Genomic DNA, 14,956 nt, shown 5'->3' with positions numbered 1-14,956 from the left:
AGGTCTTTTTTGTTATTTTAATTAGAAAATTGGTCTAACAAATCAAAAGAAGGAACAAAAAATAAAGTTCCAGTTTTGGCTTTACTAAAATCTAATATTCGATCATAGTTTCCGACAGGTTCACCAACAAACATGCGTTCTAACATTTCTTCTACAATGCTAAATTTTCTGGCATAAGCAATAAAATAGGTTCCCATTTCATTTGTCGACATATTTCCAAAAGGCATATTATCACGAACAATTTTTTTGTCATCTCCAACATTTGCTAATGCAGAATGTGAATTCGAAGGTTTTTCATCATCATTCATTTCGATATCATCAACTTTAGATCGTCCAATTACTTTTTCTTGTTCAGAGATTGGTAAATTTTTCCAAGCTTGCATATCATGAATGTATTTTTGCACAAATAAGTAACTTCCATTTGTATAAGCAGAATCTTCATTGCCAATCAAACCAAAATTTGTTCTCTCGTCACCTTGTGGATTTTCAGTTCCGTCGACAAAACCTAAAATACTACGACCATCCCAATATCTAAAACCATGAATTTCTTCTTGACAAGTCGCAACATCATTTAATAAATCAGTTAGATTAGAAACAATATCAATGCAATAACTTTGTTGCGTAGAACGGATATGAAAATGAATATCAGCTTTTGTAGAAACAGCTTCATGCTTTTCTCCTTTAATAGCAACAAAAGGTTTTAATTCTTTCGGTAAAGGTTTAGGTAAATCTAATTTTATCCAAGCTTCGTAGCTAATTCCTAAAATAACGCTCGATTGCGTTTTCGGAAAACGTGTATTTGCTGAATGATTAAGATTGATAACCAAAGCGCAAAGCTTTTTGAAAGCGTCTTTGTAAGTCGTATTCTCCTTGAAATTCCAAACCATAAAAATAGTATTGGTATTTGGACTATCTAATACATTTTGATATTGAGGCATTTAATAGATTTATAAAATTGAATATGAAGTTAAGAATTTTAAAATTGAATTTTATGAATAATAGTTATTTTTTTAATCAAATTAAGACTTAAAAATCTATCATATTGATTAAAACATTATGAAAATTTTAAGTATTCAAGCACGTTTTAACGTAATAATTAATTTTTAGGACTAAAAAAATAATACTAATTTTGGCTAACACTTTTTTGAAGTGAAATAGAGATTAAATAAAAACATTAAGTAATTGTTAATTAATTATATAAATAAAAATAAAACAGGTTTGAAAGTTGCTTTTTTACTTTCATGTTTTATGACGATAAGTGCTTTTGCGCAACAGAAACCTAAAAAAGAAAAAGTTGTGTTGAAGAATGCTGATTTAGTTGAGCGTTATCCAGATCGTTTTGAAGGGAATCAGATTTTAACAGGTAATGTTGTTATTGAATATAAAGGTGATGTAATTACAGCTGATAGTGCGGTTTTATATCGTGATAAAAACTTGGCTGTTGTTTGGTCGAATGCACGTTTGGTGAGTAAAGACAAAACAATTACGGCGCATAAAATGGAGTATGACGGAAACACAACAATTGCAAAAGCTTTCAAAGATGTGGTGTTGACTGATCCAAGTTCTCGTATTACGGCAGATTATATGGATTATAATCGTACAACCGAGATTGCGACTGGTATTGGGAAAGTAGAAGTGAAGACACCTACGCAACAAATAAGTTCTGAGAAAATGATTTACGAACGATTGACAGGAAATATTATTGTAAATGATACTTACAAAACAATTGGTTCTGATGGAACTTTAGTCGAAGGACGAAATGTTGTGTATAATGTAAAGTCTAAATCGGCAAATTTTGGTTCAGAAGTTTTTATTACGAATAAAGATTATACGATTTATTCAAGAAAAATGACGACGAATGATATTACGGGAATTACAACTTTCCGCGATTATTCTAAAATTACACGTCGAAATGATCCATCGCAATATATTATTACTTCTGATGGAGATTTTAATAAAAAAACAGGTGAAGCTTGGTTAAGAGGAAATTCAAAAGTTTATTATCAAAACAAAACGTTGACGGCTAAAAAACTTTATTTCAACGATAAAACAGGTTTTGGTAAAGGTGAAGGTGATGTTTTTTTAGATGATCCTTTAGAAAAAAGATTTTTGAAGGGAGATTACGGAGAAGCTTTTAAATACTTAGATTCGGCTTTTGTAACGAAGAATGCGTATGCTGTGAAAGCGTTTGATAAAGATTCGCTTTACATTAGTGCAGATACATTGTTAGCGGTAAAACGTCACGATGTAGATTCAACTTCATTAGTGAAAGCATTTCATAAAGCGCGTTTTTACAAATCGAATGCGAATGGAAAAGCAGATTCTTTGGTGTACAATCAAACTAAAGGATTGATGCAATTTTACAAAGATCCAATTCTATTTTCTGGCGATAATCAAGTGACTGGCGATTATATCGAAGCGTATACAAATGCGAAAACAGAAAAATTAGACTCGATGAAAGTGTTCAATAATGCTTTTGTGATTGCTAAAGTGGATTCGCTTGTGGAAAATGAATATCATCAAATTAAAGGAAAATATTTGACTGTTCTTTTTCAGGACGATAAAATTGATTTTATAAATGTAGAAGAAAATGCTGTCGCGTTGACGTACATGGATGATACGGATCAAAAAACGAAAGTGAAAGAACGTTATGGAGTTAATATTTCGTATTGTGGAATTATAGAAGTTGATGTTGTAGGAAAAGATGTTGAATTGGTTGCATGTCGTATAAAATCGGACGGAAAAATGTATCCATTGTCAAAATTTCCAGAAGAAATGCGTTATTTGCCCGATTTTAAATGGCGAATTTCTGAACGATTAAACACTTGGCGAGATATTTTTATCGATTCGAAATAATCTTTTCATAAATTAATCGTTTAATTTCTAAAACTATAAATGAAAACTACATCTATCATATTATCTATTCTGCTATTGTCTAGTTGTTATACATACAAAGCTTTTGATCCTGAGGAGTATGCATTGGAAATGTCTAAAGGTAATAATCAAAATCAAACGACTAACTCTAATGAAAGAAGTCGTTCTAGAGCTGATATTGCTGAATTGAGAAGAGAACGCAAAAGTCCGAATGAAAATGCAATTAGTTCATCTCTTTCAGAAAGTCAAGAAGAATTAGCTGCATTAAAAGCAAAGAAACAAGAGAATAAAGAAGAGAAAGTAGCGATAGATCCTTCTACAATTAAAATTTCGGATGTTATCAAACCCGATCAATTTTATAAAGTAGATGCACAAGGAAAAGAATATACAATAGAGGCGAAGCAATGGAAAGCTGATACTTTATATGCTGTTGTAAAAGGAACAGAAAAAGAATTGAAGTTTCATAAAAATGATATTTCATCGTTCAAAATAAGAAAATTTTCGAAAGGTAAATCAGATGCTCTTACTGTTGCAGCTTATGCAATGGGCGGTGCAGCTGTACTTTTTTTATTAAAATAAAATGGGAACATTAAAAGAAGGATTTTTCAAATATCAGGCGCAAACAACAAATTTTGCATCTGGTTTTGAAGTCGATTACGCAAAGGGCTCTTATATCTATGGAAAGGATGGAAGAGCCTATCTTGATTTTGTGGCTGGCGTTTCGGTGAATACACTTGGACATAGCCATCCGCGCATCAATCAAGCGATTATAGATCAGGTAAACAAATATATGCATGTCGCTGTTTATGGTGAATATGCGCAAGAAAAACCAGTTGAATTATGTAAGCGATTGGTTGATTTAACACCAGAAGGATTGGATCAAGTTTATTTGGTGAATTCTGGGACAGAAGCGATTGAAGCTTCGCTTAAATTAGCGAAACGTTTTACAGGTCGTCGTCAATTGATTTCTTTTCGTAATGCCTATCATGGGAATACACATGGTTCATTAAGTGTTTCGGGTGATGAACGTAAGAAAGCTGCTTTCCGACCATTGTTACCAGAAGTTTATTTCATCGATTTTAATAACGAAGAAGATTTACAAAAAATTACCAAAGAAACGGCTGGTGTTATTGTAGAAAGTATTCGTGGTGCTTCTGGTTTTAGATTACCAGAAAATGATTTCTTTATCAAGTTGAAAAAGCGTTGCGAAGAAGTTGGTGCATTATTGATTATGGACGAAATTCAGCCAGGATTTGGACGTACAGGGAAATTGTTTGGTTTCGAGCATTTTGGTGTTGTGCCAGATATTGTGGCAATGGGAAAAGGTATGGCAAGTGGTTTACCTGTTGGTGCGTTTATGACTTCTGATAAAATTATGAGTTCTCTTAAGCAAAATCCTCAATTGGGACATATTACGACTTTCGGAGGAAATCCTGTGATTGCAGCTGCAGCTTTAGAATTACTAAATGTTATAGAAGAAGAGAAATTAATGGATGATATTGATCGTAAAGAACAATTATTCAGAGAAAATCTTCAGCATCCAAAAATTAAGAAAATTCACGGAAAAGGTTTGATGTTAGCTCCTGAGTTATCATCGCCAGAATATACGTTGCGCGTTCAGCAAGAATGTATGAATAGAGGCTTGATTCTTTTCTTTTTAATGTATAGCATCGAGAATTTACGAATTACACCGCCAATTAATATTTCGGATGAAGATATTATAAAAGGTTGTGATATCTTAAAATCTGTATTAGACGATTTAGATTAAATTTTAATAAACAAAAAAGAGAATCATAATTGATTCTCTTTTTGTTTAACTCTTTCTTCCATACAACAATATTCTCTTAAAGGAATAAATTGCAGGAAAAGTCTTATAATATTTCTTAATTCTCGTTTTAAATTCTGTCGTAAATAATTCTTGATGTTTAGTCGTTAAACGCTCCATATAAGGAATCAAAGCAGAACCAGAAATGAAATTATAAAATTCTGTTTCGTCATTTCCGTAAATTGGATAAACTTTCATGTTTATGTTCAAATCCTTCAATCCATTATCAAATATGATTTTCGCATAATCATCTATCGTTAACAAAGGAGAATCTCGATGAAAATTATTCAAATAATCCGCAAAAGGTTTTTCTCGTGCTAAATCACTCAAAATAACATTCAATACATTATCTTTTTGACAAGGCATTTGCACTGCAAATTGTCCATTAACATTCAGTTTTGAGATTAATTTAGGAAACAATTCTTCATGATTATCCGACCATTGTAACGCTGCATTACTAAAAATTAAATCCCAAGTTGTATCTGAATTTGCAAAATTTTCAATCGTTTGTTGTTGAAATGTAAGATTGGCTAAATCAAATTCTTTTGACTTTTCGAGCATTTCCTTAGAAGAATCAATTCCTAAAAAATTAGCATGTTCAAATTTATTAGCGAGAATTGCTGTTTGTTCGCCAGTTCCACAACCTACATCTATGCAATTTTTCAAATTATTAGTAGAAATTAAATCCGCTAAATCATAAAAAGGTTGATAACGAATATTTTTGAATTGATTATATCTTTCGGGATTCCAAGGCATTTTATTGAGTTTTGAATGTGATTAAAGTTAATGAAATTTTATAATACTTAATCCACTGTGTATTTTGAATAAAAATTTGTCAGTTCGAGTGATTTGAAGAAATGAAATGAATAAAAATTCTAAAAGAATTTTACTCGAATTGACGGTTTAATTGCTAAAATTATCAAAATGCACAATAGGTAATATTATGATTAATGTAGTTTTTAACATATAATTATTCTAAAATGTCGTTTATTTGAATTTTGTAAGAATAAAGATGAGTCAAGAATTAGAAACTATTGCAGATTATTATAATAAAATTAGTTTAGAACAAGCCGAATTGATGAATTCTGCTAACTTTGAACACGATAAAGCGCATTTTAATATTTCTTTGCGTAAATATTGTAGTTTTAAAAGTCCATATAGTCGGCGAGATTATTACAAAATCAGTTTGTTGATTGGTGAAGGAATTTTTAAATATGGAAATAATGAAAGATATATTTCTAAACCGGTTTTATTTCTTCCATCTCCGCATATTTCTTATACTTGGGAATGTAAATCGAGTTTGCAAGAAGGTTATTTTTGTTTATTCAATCAACAATTTTTTTCTGAAAATAAAGAGTTTGATGTCTTCAAAAAAACATCTTTGTTTAAAGATTGGAGTTCTCCTTTTATTGAGATTTCTGATGAACAATTGCCTTTGATTTTGTCTTATTTTCAGGAAATGTATCGTCTTAATCAATCCAATTATCAATTGAGATATTTTAGTATTCGTAATCATTTATCTGCTATTTTTCATTATGTTTTAGAACAAAAAGTTGATGAAATACATGCGGTTGAATTGCCATCAAATGTGAGATTGTATAAGAAGTTTGATGAATTATTAAATAAACAATTTCCACTAGATTCACCTGCTCATCCACTTATTTTGAAAACACCCGCTGATTTTGCAACGAAATTAAATATTCATGTAAATCATCTCAACTCATCTGTGAAATCTGTAACAAAACAAACAACGACACAAATTATTAAACAGAAAATAGTTGAAGAAGCTAAAAACCTGTTGTTGTATACTGATTGGGATATTGCGCAAGTTGGTTATACATTAGGTTTTGAGGAACCTGCTCATTTTAATAATTTTTTTAAAAAACATACTTTAACTTCTCCATTAAAATTTAAACAAGAAAATTAATTTATTTGATTTTTGTAATTTTTTATTTGTCTTTTTTAATTCCTCAATTTCACATTCATTTTACTTTTGCATAGTAAAAAATGATTTATGTTGAGAGAAGCATCAGAAAAAAGGAAAAAAATTATAAGTATACTTGGTTTCTTTTCGATTCCAATTTCGGGATTTGTAACAGATATCTATTTGCCGTCATTTCCGTCGATGGCAAAATCGTTGATAGTTCCAGAAAGTAGTATTCAATTAACTCTGACTTGTTTTTTATTGAGTTATGGTTTATCTCAATTGTTTATTGGAAGTATTTTGGATGCAATTGGACGATATTATCCAAAAATTGTAGCATTATTTGTCGTATTAATCACAAGTTTAGTTATCGCGAGTACAGATAGCATTTTGTTGATTTGTTTTCTTCGAATTATTCAAGGAATTTCAGTTGCGATTATTGTTATTGCAACTCGAGCACTTTTTATTGATATTCATACACCAGAAAAGGCGAAACATTATTTAGGTTATTTCACGATTGTTTGGTCATGCGGACCTATTTTGGCTCCATTTTTAGGTGGATATTTAGAAAAGTTGTTCAATTGGCATGCGAATTTTTATTTTTTAGCTATTTACGCTGCTTTAATTTTAATTTTTGAATTGATTTTTAGTGGGGAAAGTATTGTTGAAAAGACTAAATTGAATTTGAAAAACGTTATTGATACTTATAGAATGATGCTTAGCAATCAATTATTTATAGTTGGAATTATGATACAGGCTGTTGCTTATTCTATTGTAATGATTTTCAATATTATTGGTCCGTTTTTAATTGAAAATACCTATCATTTTAATTCTGTAGTGATTGGTTATTCAACTTTAATTTTAGGTTTTTCGTGGATGATTGGCGGATTTGTAGGAAAGAAAAGAATGCATCTTGACTTTAAAGAAAGTATAGCTTTACCTATTATTGTACAATTAGTTTTGATTTCTCTTTTGATTATCGCAGGTTTCTTTGTTCAAAATCTATTTGTTTTATTATTCTTTGCGTTTTTCATTCATATTTGTTCGGGAATTTTATTCACATCATTCTTTACTTCAAATATGATGGCTTTTCCTAAAAATGCTGGTGTTGCTGGTGGTTTGATGGGAGGAATGACGTATATTATTACTTCGCTTACAAGTTTTATTATCTCAAGTACTGGTAAAGTTGATACTCAAAATGGGTTAGCAATCCGATACTTTATTTTTTCATTTCTATTATCTGTAATTATTTACGTTATGTATAGAATGAAGAAATCTACACGAAAAAAAGCTATAATCGTATAATTAAATCCGAGCGAATGCTCGGATTTTTAACATATTATTTTCTTTAAATACTCTTTTAAATCTTAAAACCAAATTCTTAAGGTTTATTAAACGTTTAAATTTCTTGTAACTATTACCTTTTTTATGACTTTTAGTTAAAGCTTTCTTAATTATTAAGTAACACCATATTGTGAGGTAAAAAATAATTTTGGGTTTCAAATAAAACATATACATGAAACTTAATTTATTTCAACTATCAGCAGTTGTTTTTGTGATGGGAGCAACTACTGCAGTTTATGCACAGGGAGATTTAGCAGGTATATCGGGAAAAATTACTGATGCTAATGGTTCGGATTTGCACAATGTAACCATTGTTGTGAAAAATGAATCGACAGGATTTACAGCTTCTACGAAAACGAATGAAAAAGGAGAGTATAACTTAAAGCAGTTGCCATTAGGTTCTCCTTATACAGTTACTATTATTTCGGAAGAACATGGTGAGGAGATCTTAGAAGGATATAGTTTGAATCAAGGAGATTTAATTTGGGTTCCGTTCAAATTTACAAATGGAACGACTGAATTGAATGAAGTGATGGTAAGTGGGCAAACTTTAAAAAGTTCTATTAAACAAGTTGGTGCGTCTACTTCTGTATCGGCAAAAGATTTACAAACTTTACCTGTAAATGGACGAAATTTCACTTCTTTAATAGATTTATCTCCGTTGAGCAATGGAACAAGTATTGGTGGTCAATTATCTTCGTCTGTTGATTATACGATAGATGGAATGTCTAATAGAGGTACTATTGCAGGAGGTTCTACTTCGTCTTCTTATTCTATTTCGATGGAAGCGATTCGTGAGTTTAAAGTGGTAACAAATGAATATGATGTAACAAACGGGCGTGCTGGTGGTGGAACAATTAGTACTGTTACAAAGTCTGGGACGAATAAAATGCAAGGAAGTGCATTTTTGTATGGTCGTACAGATTGGCTTTCGAGTCCGTATGATATTCGTGGAAATAAACGAGATAATGAGTTCTCTACTTATCAATATGGTTTTTCTTTGGGAGGACCAATTAAGAAAGATAAAGCGCACTTTTTTGTTGCTTGGGATCGACAAGTTGATAAACGTCCATTATTCATTGCAAATATTAATAATGAAAGTGACGAAGCTTTATTTAATGTAACACAATCTACTTTAGATCAATTTTTGAGTATTGCGCGTGAAAAATATGGCGTTTCAAATAATCCTCAATTTGGATCATTTAACAAGAATAAAGATACAAATGCTGCATTTTTACGTTTAGATTGGCAGATTAATGCAAGAAATTTATTAACGCTTCGTAATAATTTTGTACACGAAAAAGATTTATTATCAGAAGGTGATAATACAAGAATCAATATGTACGAATCGTATATTGATCGTAAGAAAACTGATAATAGTTTGATGTTATCGTTGAGAACTGATATTAATGATGATATTACAAATGAATTAAAAGTTCAGTATTTTTTAGAGAACCAATCTGTATTAGCATCAAAGGAATTACCAACTGCATCTATTCCGCGTGCGATTGTAGAAGGAATTAGTTCTACGATTAATGGTAAAAATCAGTTTACAAATATTCAGTTAGGTGGACAACGCTTTTCTCCAGAATGGTTTAAAGGAGATGTTGTGCAATTGGTGAATAATATTTATATCAACCGAAATAATATCAAATATACTTTTGGTGGAGATTTCTCGTATTACAGAATGGTAAATGTGTATGGTAGTGAAATGAACGGACGTTTTTATTTTACTGGTATGGACAATTTTAAGAACATGACACCTTATCGTTATGCAAGAGAGATTAGATTGACGGATGATCCTTCTACAGTTATTAATCAACTAAGTTCTGCGGTTTATGGACAAATGGAAACAGAGCTTTCTCCTGGTTTAGACTTAATGGCTGGTTTGCGTGTAGAGAATATGCAATACTTGAATGGTGCAAACTACAATGAAATTGCTGATAAACAATTGGGTGTTAGAACTGATAATAAGATTAATACGTGGCAAATTCAACCTCGTTTTCAATTGACTTGGGATGTTAATCAAAATAGAAAAGATTTCGTAAAATTTGGTGGAGGTATTTTTGGTTCTTCACTTAATCCTTATTCTATGATTAATAATATGTTGTTTGATGGAACAAAGGTTGCTGCGGTAGATATTGAAGGTGCTTTAGTGCCAACGCCAGATTTTATTGGTTATAGACAAAATCCTGATACTGCTCCAGGAAAAGATTTGTTCAATAATCCTAATATTGAAAAATTAATCACAATAAATGCGAATAGTAAAGATGCGAAAGTGCCAACGGTGTATAAGTTAAATGCTTCTTATAACCATTTTTTTAGTGATCGTTTGCGTGTAGGAATTAGTGCTTATGCTAACTGGGCGCGTAACAACTATATGTATGTGGATCGTAATATGGTTGATGAACCATTTTTTAGAATTGCAGAAGAGGCGAATCGTGGTGTTTATGTGCCAGCGTCAACAATAAACCCTACAAATGGAGCTGCCAATTGGGTAAATGGACGTAAAACGAAAGACTTGGGTCGTGTTTTAGAATTAATTAGTGATGGTAAAAAAGATCAATATGCATTTGTGTTAGATGGTATGTATCGTTATTTCAAGGATGGACAGATTTCTGTTTCATATACTTGGAATGATTCGAAAGATAATACTTCTTATAATGGTAATGTTGCGAATACAGCGACGTTGAGTTTGATGGTTGCTGAAGATCCTCGAAATTTAAGTAAAATGAATTATTCTGATACACATTTCCGTCATAAACTGGTTGTGTATGGACAATCACCAACTTTTTGGGGAATGACTGCTGGTATTCGTTTTAGTGGAATAGGAGGAACTCGTTATTCGTTGGCAGTGAATGGTAACATGAATGGAGATTTTGTGAATTCGAATGATTTGGCTTATATCTATGATCCAAATAGTGCATCAACACCAGATTATTTAAAGAAAGGAATTCAGGCAATTTTAGATAATCCAGAAGTAGAAAAACATACAAAAGATTATATCCGCAAAAGTTTTGGAAAAATAGCAGAAAGAAATGGAGGTATTAATGGGTTTGCTGGAACGTTTGATTTGCGTTTAACAAAGAAGTTCAATATTGTTGAGAAGCATAAATTTGAAGTTGGTTTTGATATTTTCAATGTAGCGAATTTATTGAGTAAAGATTGGGGTGTTGGTCCTCGTATTGGAAAGCAAAATATTTATTCAATTAAAAGTTTTGATGCGACAGAGAAGCATTTTGTATATAATGTAAATACTAATACAGGAAAAACAAGTTATGCGTTTAGTCCTTATCAAATTCAGATAGGATTTAGATATAGTTTTTAATTATCATTTTTATGAAAAGAATAATTAGTTTATTGAGTGTTTTAGCCACAGTTGCTGTGGCTAATGCTCAGTTGCATACGGTTGATATTAAGAATTTTGATGAGTTGAAATCATATTTTGAACAAGATCAAAATAAACCTATTATAATTTCGGGGCATAGAGGAGGAATGATGCCTGGTTATCCAGAAAATAGTATTGAGGCTTTTGAGAAAACCTTGTCTATTATGCCTTCTTTTTTTGAGATAGATCCTCAACTTACAAAAGATTCTGTTCTTATTTTGATGCACGATGATACCTTGAATCGTACGACAAATATGCAAGGAAAGGTAAAAGATTATACCTATGCTGAAATAAAACATGCGAAATTAAAAGATAGGGAAGGAAAGTTGACTGATTTTAAAATTCCGACACTAAAAGAAGCTTTGGATTGGAGTCAAGGAAAAACTATTTTTCAATTGGATAATAAAGGTGTTCCGTATGCAACTTATGTGAAATTTCTGAAAGAAAATCCTTATCCTAATGTAGTTTTAGGTTTGCGAAAAGATGATGAGGTTGCTTATTATGCAAAACATCTTGAGTATGTAATGTTTATGAAACCTTTTCATTCGATGAAAGATGTTGAAAGTTTTGAGAAACTAAATGTTTCGTATGATAGAATGATTGCTTGGATTGGTTTGGAAGTGAAAGAAGAACAAAAAGAAATGATAGCTTATTTGCGTAAAAAAGGTGTTATGGTGATGATTGCCATTGCGCCTTCTACGGATAAATTGCCAACCGATATAGAAAGGGCAAGGGGTTATATTCAGCATTTAATTTCTCGACCAGATATTATTGAAACAGATTATCCTTCGCAATTCATTAACTACAAGTAATTTTATTAAAATATTTAGCAGAATACATCCTATTTGTTTCGAATAGGATTTTTTTTTGGTTAACTAAATTTATTTCAGTTGTGCATTTTTCATGTAAAAAGATTCTTTTCATTTTGTGATTTTAGAGTCTTGGATGATTACAGCCTTATTATCTTCTTGAGAGGCTATTTTCTTCATTTATACAACAAGCTTTGTGAGTTAAATGCTTAATATATGGTATTATATTTTATTTATTTGTAAATTAGTCATTATTAAATAATTACCAATGTGTATTGTTTTTATAAAAGCTGTAGTATGAAGGAAACAGAATTTACATTTTTGGAACTTCAGCAAATCTATGCGGAGTTTGTAGAACGTTATAGTACAAAGGATTTTAAATTGACTAAAGATGAGTTGATGACGGATCAAGAGGTTGCTGAATTGTTTGGTATATCTGAAAAGACTCTGGATAGGTGTCGCAAAAAAGGTGAGATTAAGTTTTTTAGATTAGGTTCTAAGAACTACTATTTGAGGAGTTTATTGTTTTTGGATATTTTGAAGAGGTATAATGATTGACAATTTTATGTGGGTCATTTAACTTTAATATTCCTAAGGCTAAATATGATTAGATTATTTTAGCCTTAGGAATATGTTTTTAAGTACTAATGGCACCTAAATAAACTGAGTTTGACACTTGGTCTTCTGTTTGTGAACGGAAGGCAATCCAAAAGTGTAGGGTTTTACCTATTTGAAAGTTGGATAGGCTTAAAGTGTAAGTTTCGTTCATTCGTTCTGTTGCATTTTCAATAAAAAATGTATTGTTTTCGTTTTCTACTGCTACTAATATTTGCAACATATCTGTAGCTGTGTCTGATGTGGGTGAAGCATTGTTCTGCCAGTTTATCTCGACCATTGCGGCTGATACTAAAGTAATAGATAATGGAATGGCGGCTAATAATGCACCTTTGGAGAAACAAATATTTTGGTAATTTGGTGTTATAGTGGCTGTTGAATAGTCTATTACAAGGTTTGTTGTGATGTTGGTAAACGCTTGATTGTAAGAAGATCGCATGCCTGTACGATAACCATAGTGTTTGCAAGCATAGGCTCTGTATGAGGTCATAAAGTCTATGGCAAGTTTCATTCTTTGCTGAACGAGTAATTGTTTTTCTGATGGTGCTTTGGTTCTTTTTTTAGGTCTGATTCTTGAAATCTCGTGACCATTTACATTTGCTACAACTATACGCCCTGTGCGTCCTGAAGAGCCTGCTAAAAGTGAATCATAAATTTTTCCCATTGTTTTATTTTTTTAGGGGTTATTATGCTAAAGTTCAGCAATATATATTGACAAAAATTCTATTTTCTTAAAATTTCTCTAATTGTCAGGTTTTTTCCTTATTTTTCTTTCTTTTTCCTTGGTTATCTGTTTTTGTCTTTTCTATTAATTGATTATCAATTGATTATAAGTTATGTACTGTTTTTATGTGTTTGTTTTTTCGATGATTCTTCGATAGTTCTTCGATGGTTTTATATCTATTCTATATTTGTTCTTCGATGTTTGTTCGATGTTTGTTCGATGAAGTGGAGTAGAAGTTTTTATGTAGAAAATATGTAGAAAATTTTCATAAAGTTTGTTTTGATTGGCTTTGTTTACAAAAAAATATAAGTGCAAATGATGTTATATTGACAAAAAAGGTGCTGCTATATAACTAAAAAATCCGAGCTATGAGCTCGGATTTTTTATGTGTGAATGTATAATTATTTTGCTTGTTTATCAATTTCGTTTTGAATTATTTGCCAATCATAGATTTGGAATGTTTTTCCATTGCTCATAGCAACAAAGAAACCTTTTGGGAATTTAGTTCCAAAATTGAAGTTTATAGCATCAGCTCCGTCACATTCGATAGTAGAAACTGGGATTTTAGCAATCAATTTGTGTTCATTCGGATTTGAAGCTTCACCTTGTCGTTTGTATACATTAAAATAATTTGCTTGTTGATCCGAAATTAAGATATAGCCATCTGTTGCATTGGTTTTATAAATTGCAATTCCTTCGTGGTCGCGTTTAAAATCTTTTTGCCCAAAAAATGCAATTTCTTCGTTTCCTTTTTCTGGATCAGCATAATATTTTCTAATTCCTGCTGTTTCGTCAGCATAATAAATAAAGCCTAATTCTTCGTCAACTGCAATGGCTTCAATCTCTTTATTACCCGAATAATTTCCAAATTTGCGTACTAAAGTTGCTTCTATTTTTCCGTTCTTGTTTTCTAATGCATATTGATGTAGGTATTCGCCACTTACACCGTCTTTACGACCAACGATTGCATAAAACTTGTTGTTTTTGCTTTTGTAGAGCGCAATTCCCATTGGGTCTCGTAATGTTTCGTCTTTGAAAACTTCGACTCCGCCATCGTCAATCAATTTAAAATCTGGAAGCGAAACAATTCTAATTTTATTGTTTGCACGTTCGGTAAGTACTGCAATGTCTACGTTTTTTCCATTCAGAGGAAAACCGTACATAACATCTACATTATTTGGACGATTAAGTGGAACGATTTGGTTTACGATTTTACCATTCAAATCATAGGCATATAAACCGCCCGTTTCTTCTTGTTTGTCTGTTCCAATAATAAGTGATTTTTCAGGATTCTGATAATTGATCCAAATTGCAGGATCATCAGTGTCATTTGGTGTTTGCTCTGTTGTAACAGTTGGTTTTACTGCATTTGTAGGAACTGGAGCCAGTTTAGAGGATTCACAAGAAAATAGAATAGTGAAGAGTGATAATGTGATGAATATTTTTTTCATAA

At 31.3% G+C, this 14,956-nt stretch carries 12 protein-coding genes; 8 read left to right on the top strand and 4 right to left on the bottom strand.

Going from position 1 to position 14,956, the window contains the following annotated elements; genetic code table 11:
* Window positions 1–17: 17 nt before the first annotated feature.
* On the bottom strand, window positions 18–938 hold the full coding sequence (locus tag B3792_RS11330) for a Dyp-type peroxidase (protein WP_291069613.1): 921 nt from the start codon (window positions 936–938) through the stop codon (window positions 18–20).
* Window positions 939–1,182: 244 nt separating this feature from the next.
* On the opposite strand from B3792_RS11330, the gene B3792_RS11325 reads away from it, so the two are divergent.
* Genes B3792_RS11325 through B3792_RS11315 form a run of 3 tightly spaced genes read left to right on the top strand, consistent with a single transcriptional unit; the run spans window position 1,183 to window position 4,642 of the window.
* Window positions 1,183–2,856, top strand: coding sequence for an OstA-like protein (locus B3792_RS11325; RefSeq protein WP_236688166.1), 1,674 nt, complete (start codon window positions 1,183–1,185; stop codon window positions 2,854–2,856).
* A 39-nt stretch (window positions 2,857–2,895) separates the two neighbouring features.
* Window positions 2,896–3,453 (top strand): hypothetical protein, encoded by a 558-nt coding sequence (locus tag B3792_RS11320; protein ID WP_152606083.1) that lies wholly within the window; start codon window positions 2,896–2,898, stop codon window positions 3,451–3,453.
* Window position 3,454: 1 nt separating this feature from the next.
* Window positions 3,455–4,642, top strand: coding sequence for an aspartate aminotransferase family protein (locus B3792_RS11315; RefSeq protein ID WP_221856827.1), 1,188 nt, complete (start codon window positions 3,455–3,457; stop codon window positions 4,640–4,642).
* Between the two features lie 45 nt (window positions 4,643–4,687).
* Here the strand turns inward: B3792_RS11315 and B3792_RS11310 are convergent, their stop codons facing one another.
* The gene (locus B3792_RS11310; protein ID WP_291048463.1) at window positions 4,688–5,455 is read right to left on the bottom strand and encodes a methyltransferase domain-containing protein; all 768 of its coding nucleotides are present in this window, start codon (window positions 5,453–5,455) and stop codon (window positions 4,688–4,690) included.
* Between the two features lie 256 nt (window positions 5,456–5,711).
* On the opposite strand from B3792_RS11310, the gene B3792_RS11305 reads away from it, so the two are divergent.
* The 5 genes from B3792_RS11305 to B3792_RS11285 all read left to right on the top strand — a co-directional run bounded on the left by B3792_RS11305 (window position 5,712) and on the right by B3792_RS11285 (window position 12,722).
* Entirely contained in the window at window positions 5,712–6,626 is a 915-nt protein-coding gene (locus tag B3792_RS11305; RefSeq protein ID WP_125349466.1) for a helix-turn-helix domain-containing protein, read from the top strand.
* Between the two features lie 87 nt (window positions 6,627–6,713).
* Entirely contained in the window at window positions 6,714–7,928 is a 1,215-nt protein-coding gene (locus B3792_RS11300; RefSeq protein ID WP_291048458.1) for an MFS transporter, read from the top strand.
* Between the two features lie 211 nt (window positions 7,929–8,139).
* On the top strand, window positions 8,140–11,295 hold the full coding sequence (locus B3792_RS11295) for a TonB-dependent receptor (RefSeq protein WP_291069610.1): 3,156 nt from the start codon (window positions 8,140–8,142) through the stop codon (window positions 11,293–11,295).
* Window positions 11,296–11,306: 11 nt separating this feature from the next.
* Window positions 11,307–12,167, top strand: a complete 861-nt coding sequence (locus B3792_RS11290) for a glycerophosphodiester phosphodiesterase family protein (RefSeq protein ID WP_280048907.1) — start codon at window positions 11,307–11,309, stop codon at window positions 12,165–12,167.
* Window positions 12,168–12,461: 294 nt separating this feature from the next.
* A complete protein-coding gene (locus B3792_RS11285) occupies window positions 12,462–12,722 on the top strand; it encodes a helix-turn-helix domain-containing protein (protein WP_125349469.1) in 261 nt (86 codons plus the stop codon).
* Window positions 12,723–12,801: 79 nt separating this feature from the next.
* Here the strand turns inward: B3792_RS11285 and B3792_RS11280 are convergent, their stop codons facing one another.
* Window positions 12,802–13,443 (bottom strand): DUF6266 family protein, encoded by a 642-nt coding sequence (locus tag B3792_RS11280; RefSeq protein ID WP_125349470.1) that lies wholly within the window; start codon window positions 13,441–13,443, stop codon window positions 12,802–12,804.
* 461 nt (window positions 13,444–13,904) lie between these two features.
* A complete protein-coding gene (locus B3792_RS11275; protein WP_291069607.1) occupies window positions 13,905–14,954 on the bottom strand; it encodes a phytase in 1,050 nt (349 codons plus the stop codon).
* Window positions 14,955–14,956: the final 2 nt, after the last annotated feature.

Origin of the sequence: Empedobacter sp. UBA5924, from assembly GCF_002431085.1 — a bacterium.
Taxonomy (GTDB): Bacteria; Bacteroidota; Bacteroidia; order Flavobacteriales; family Weeksellaceae; genus Empedobacter; species Empedobacter falsenii_B.
The sequence above is the reverse complement of the archived record's forward strand: the minus strand, read 5'-3'. Positions and strand labels throughout refer to the sequence as shown.

Bases quoted from the DNA above. Each gene is read 5' to 3' on its own strand.
- B3792_RS11330 (WP_291069613.1), bottom strand. From the start codon at position 938: ATGCCTCAATATCAAAATGTATTAGATAGTCCAAATACCAATACTATT.
- B3792_RS11320 (WP_152606083.1), top strand. From the start codon at position 2,896: ATGAAAACTACATCTATCATATTATCTATTCTGCTATTGTCTAGTTGT.
- B3792_RS11315 (WP_221856827.1), top strand. From the start codon at position 3,455: ATGGGAACATTAAAAGAAGGATTTTTCAAATATCAGGCGCAAACAACA.
- B3792_RS11310 (WP_291048463.1), bottom strand. From the start codon at position 5,455: ATGCCTTGGAATCCCGAAAGATATAATCAATTCAAAAATATTCGTTAT.
- B3792_RS11305 (WP_125349466.1), top strand. From the start codon at position 5,712: ATGAGTCAAGAATTAGAAACTATTGCAGATTATTATAATAAAATTAGT.
- B3792_RS11300 (WP_291048458.1), top strand. From the start codon at position 6,714: ATGTTGAGAGAAGCATCAGAAAAAAGGAAAAAAATTATAAGTATACTT.
- B3792_RS11295 (WP_291069610.1), top strand. From the start codon at position 8,140: ATGAAACTTAATTTATTTCAACTATCAGCAGTTGTTTTTGTGATGGGA.
- B3792_RS11290 (WP_280048907.1), top strand. From the start codon at position 11,307: ATGAAAAGAATAATTAGTTTATTGAGTGTTTTAGCCACAGTTGCTGTG.
- B3792_RS11285 (WP_125349469.1), top strand. From the start codon at position 12,462: ATGAAGGAAACAGAATTTACATTTTTGGAACTTCAGCAAATCTATGCG.
- B3792_RS11280 (WP_125349470.1), bottom strand. From the start codon at position 13,443: ATGGGAAAAATTTATGATTCACTTTTAGCAGGCTCTTCAGGACGCACA.
- B3792_RS11275 (WP_291069607.1), bottom strand. From the start codon at position 14,954: ATGAAAAAAATATTCATCACATTATCACTCTTCACTATTCTATTTTCT.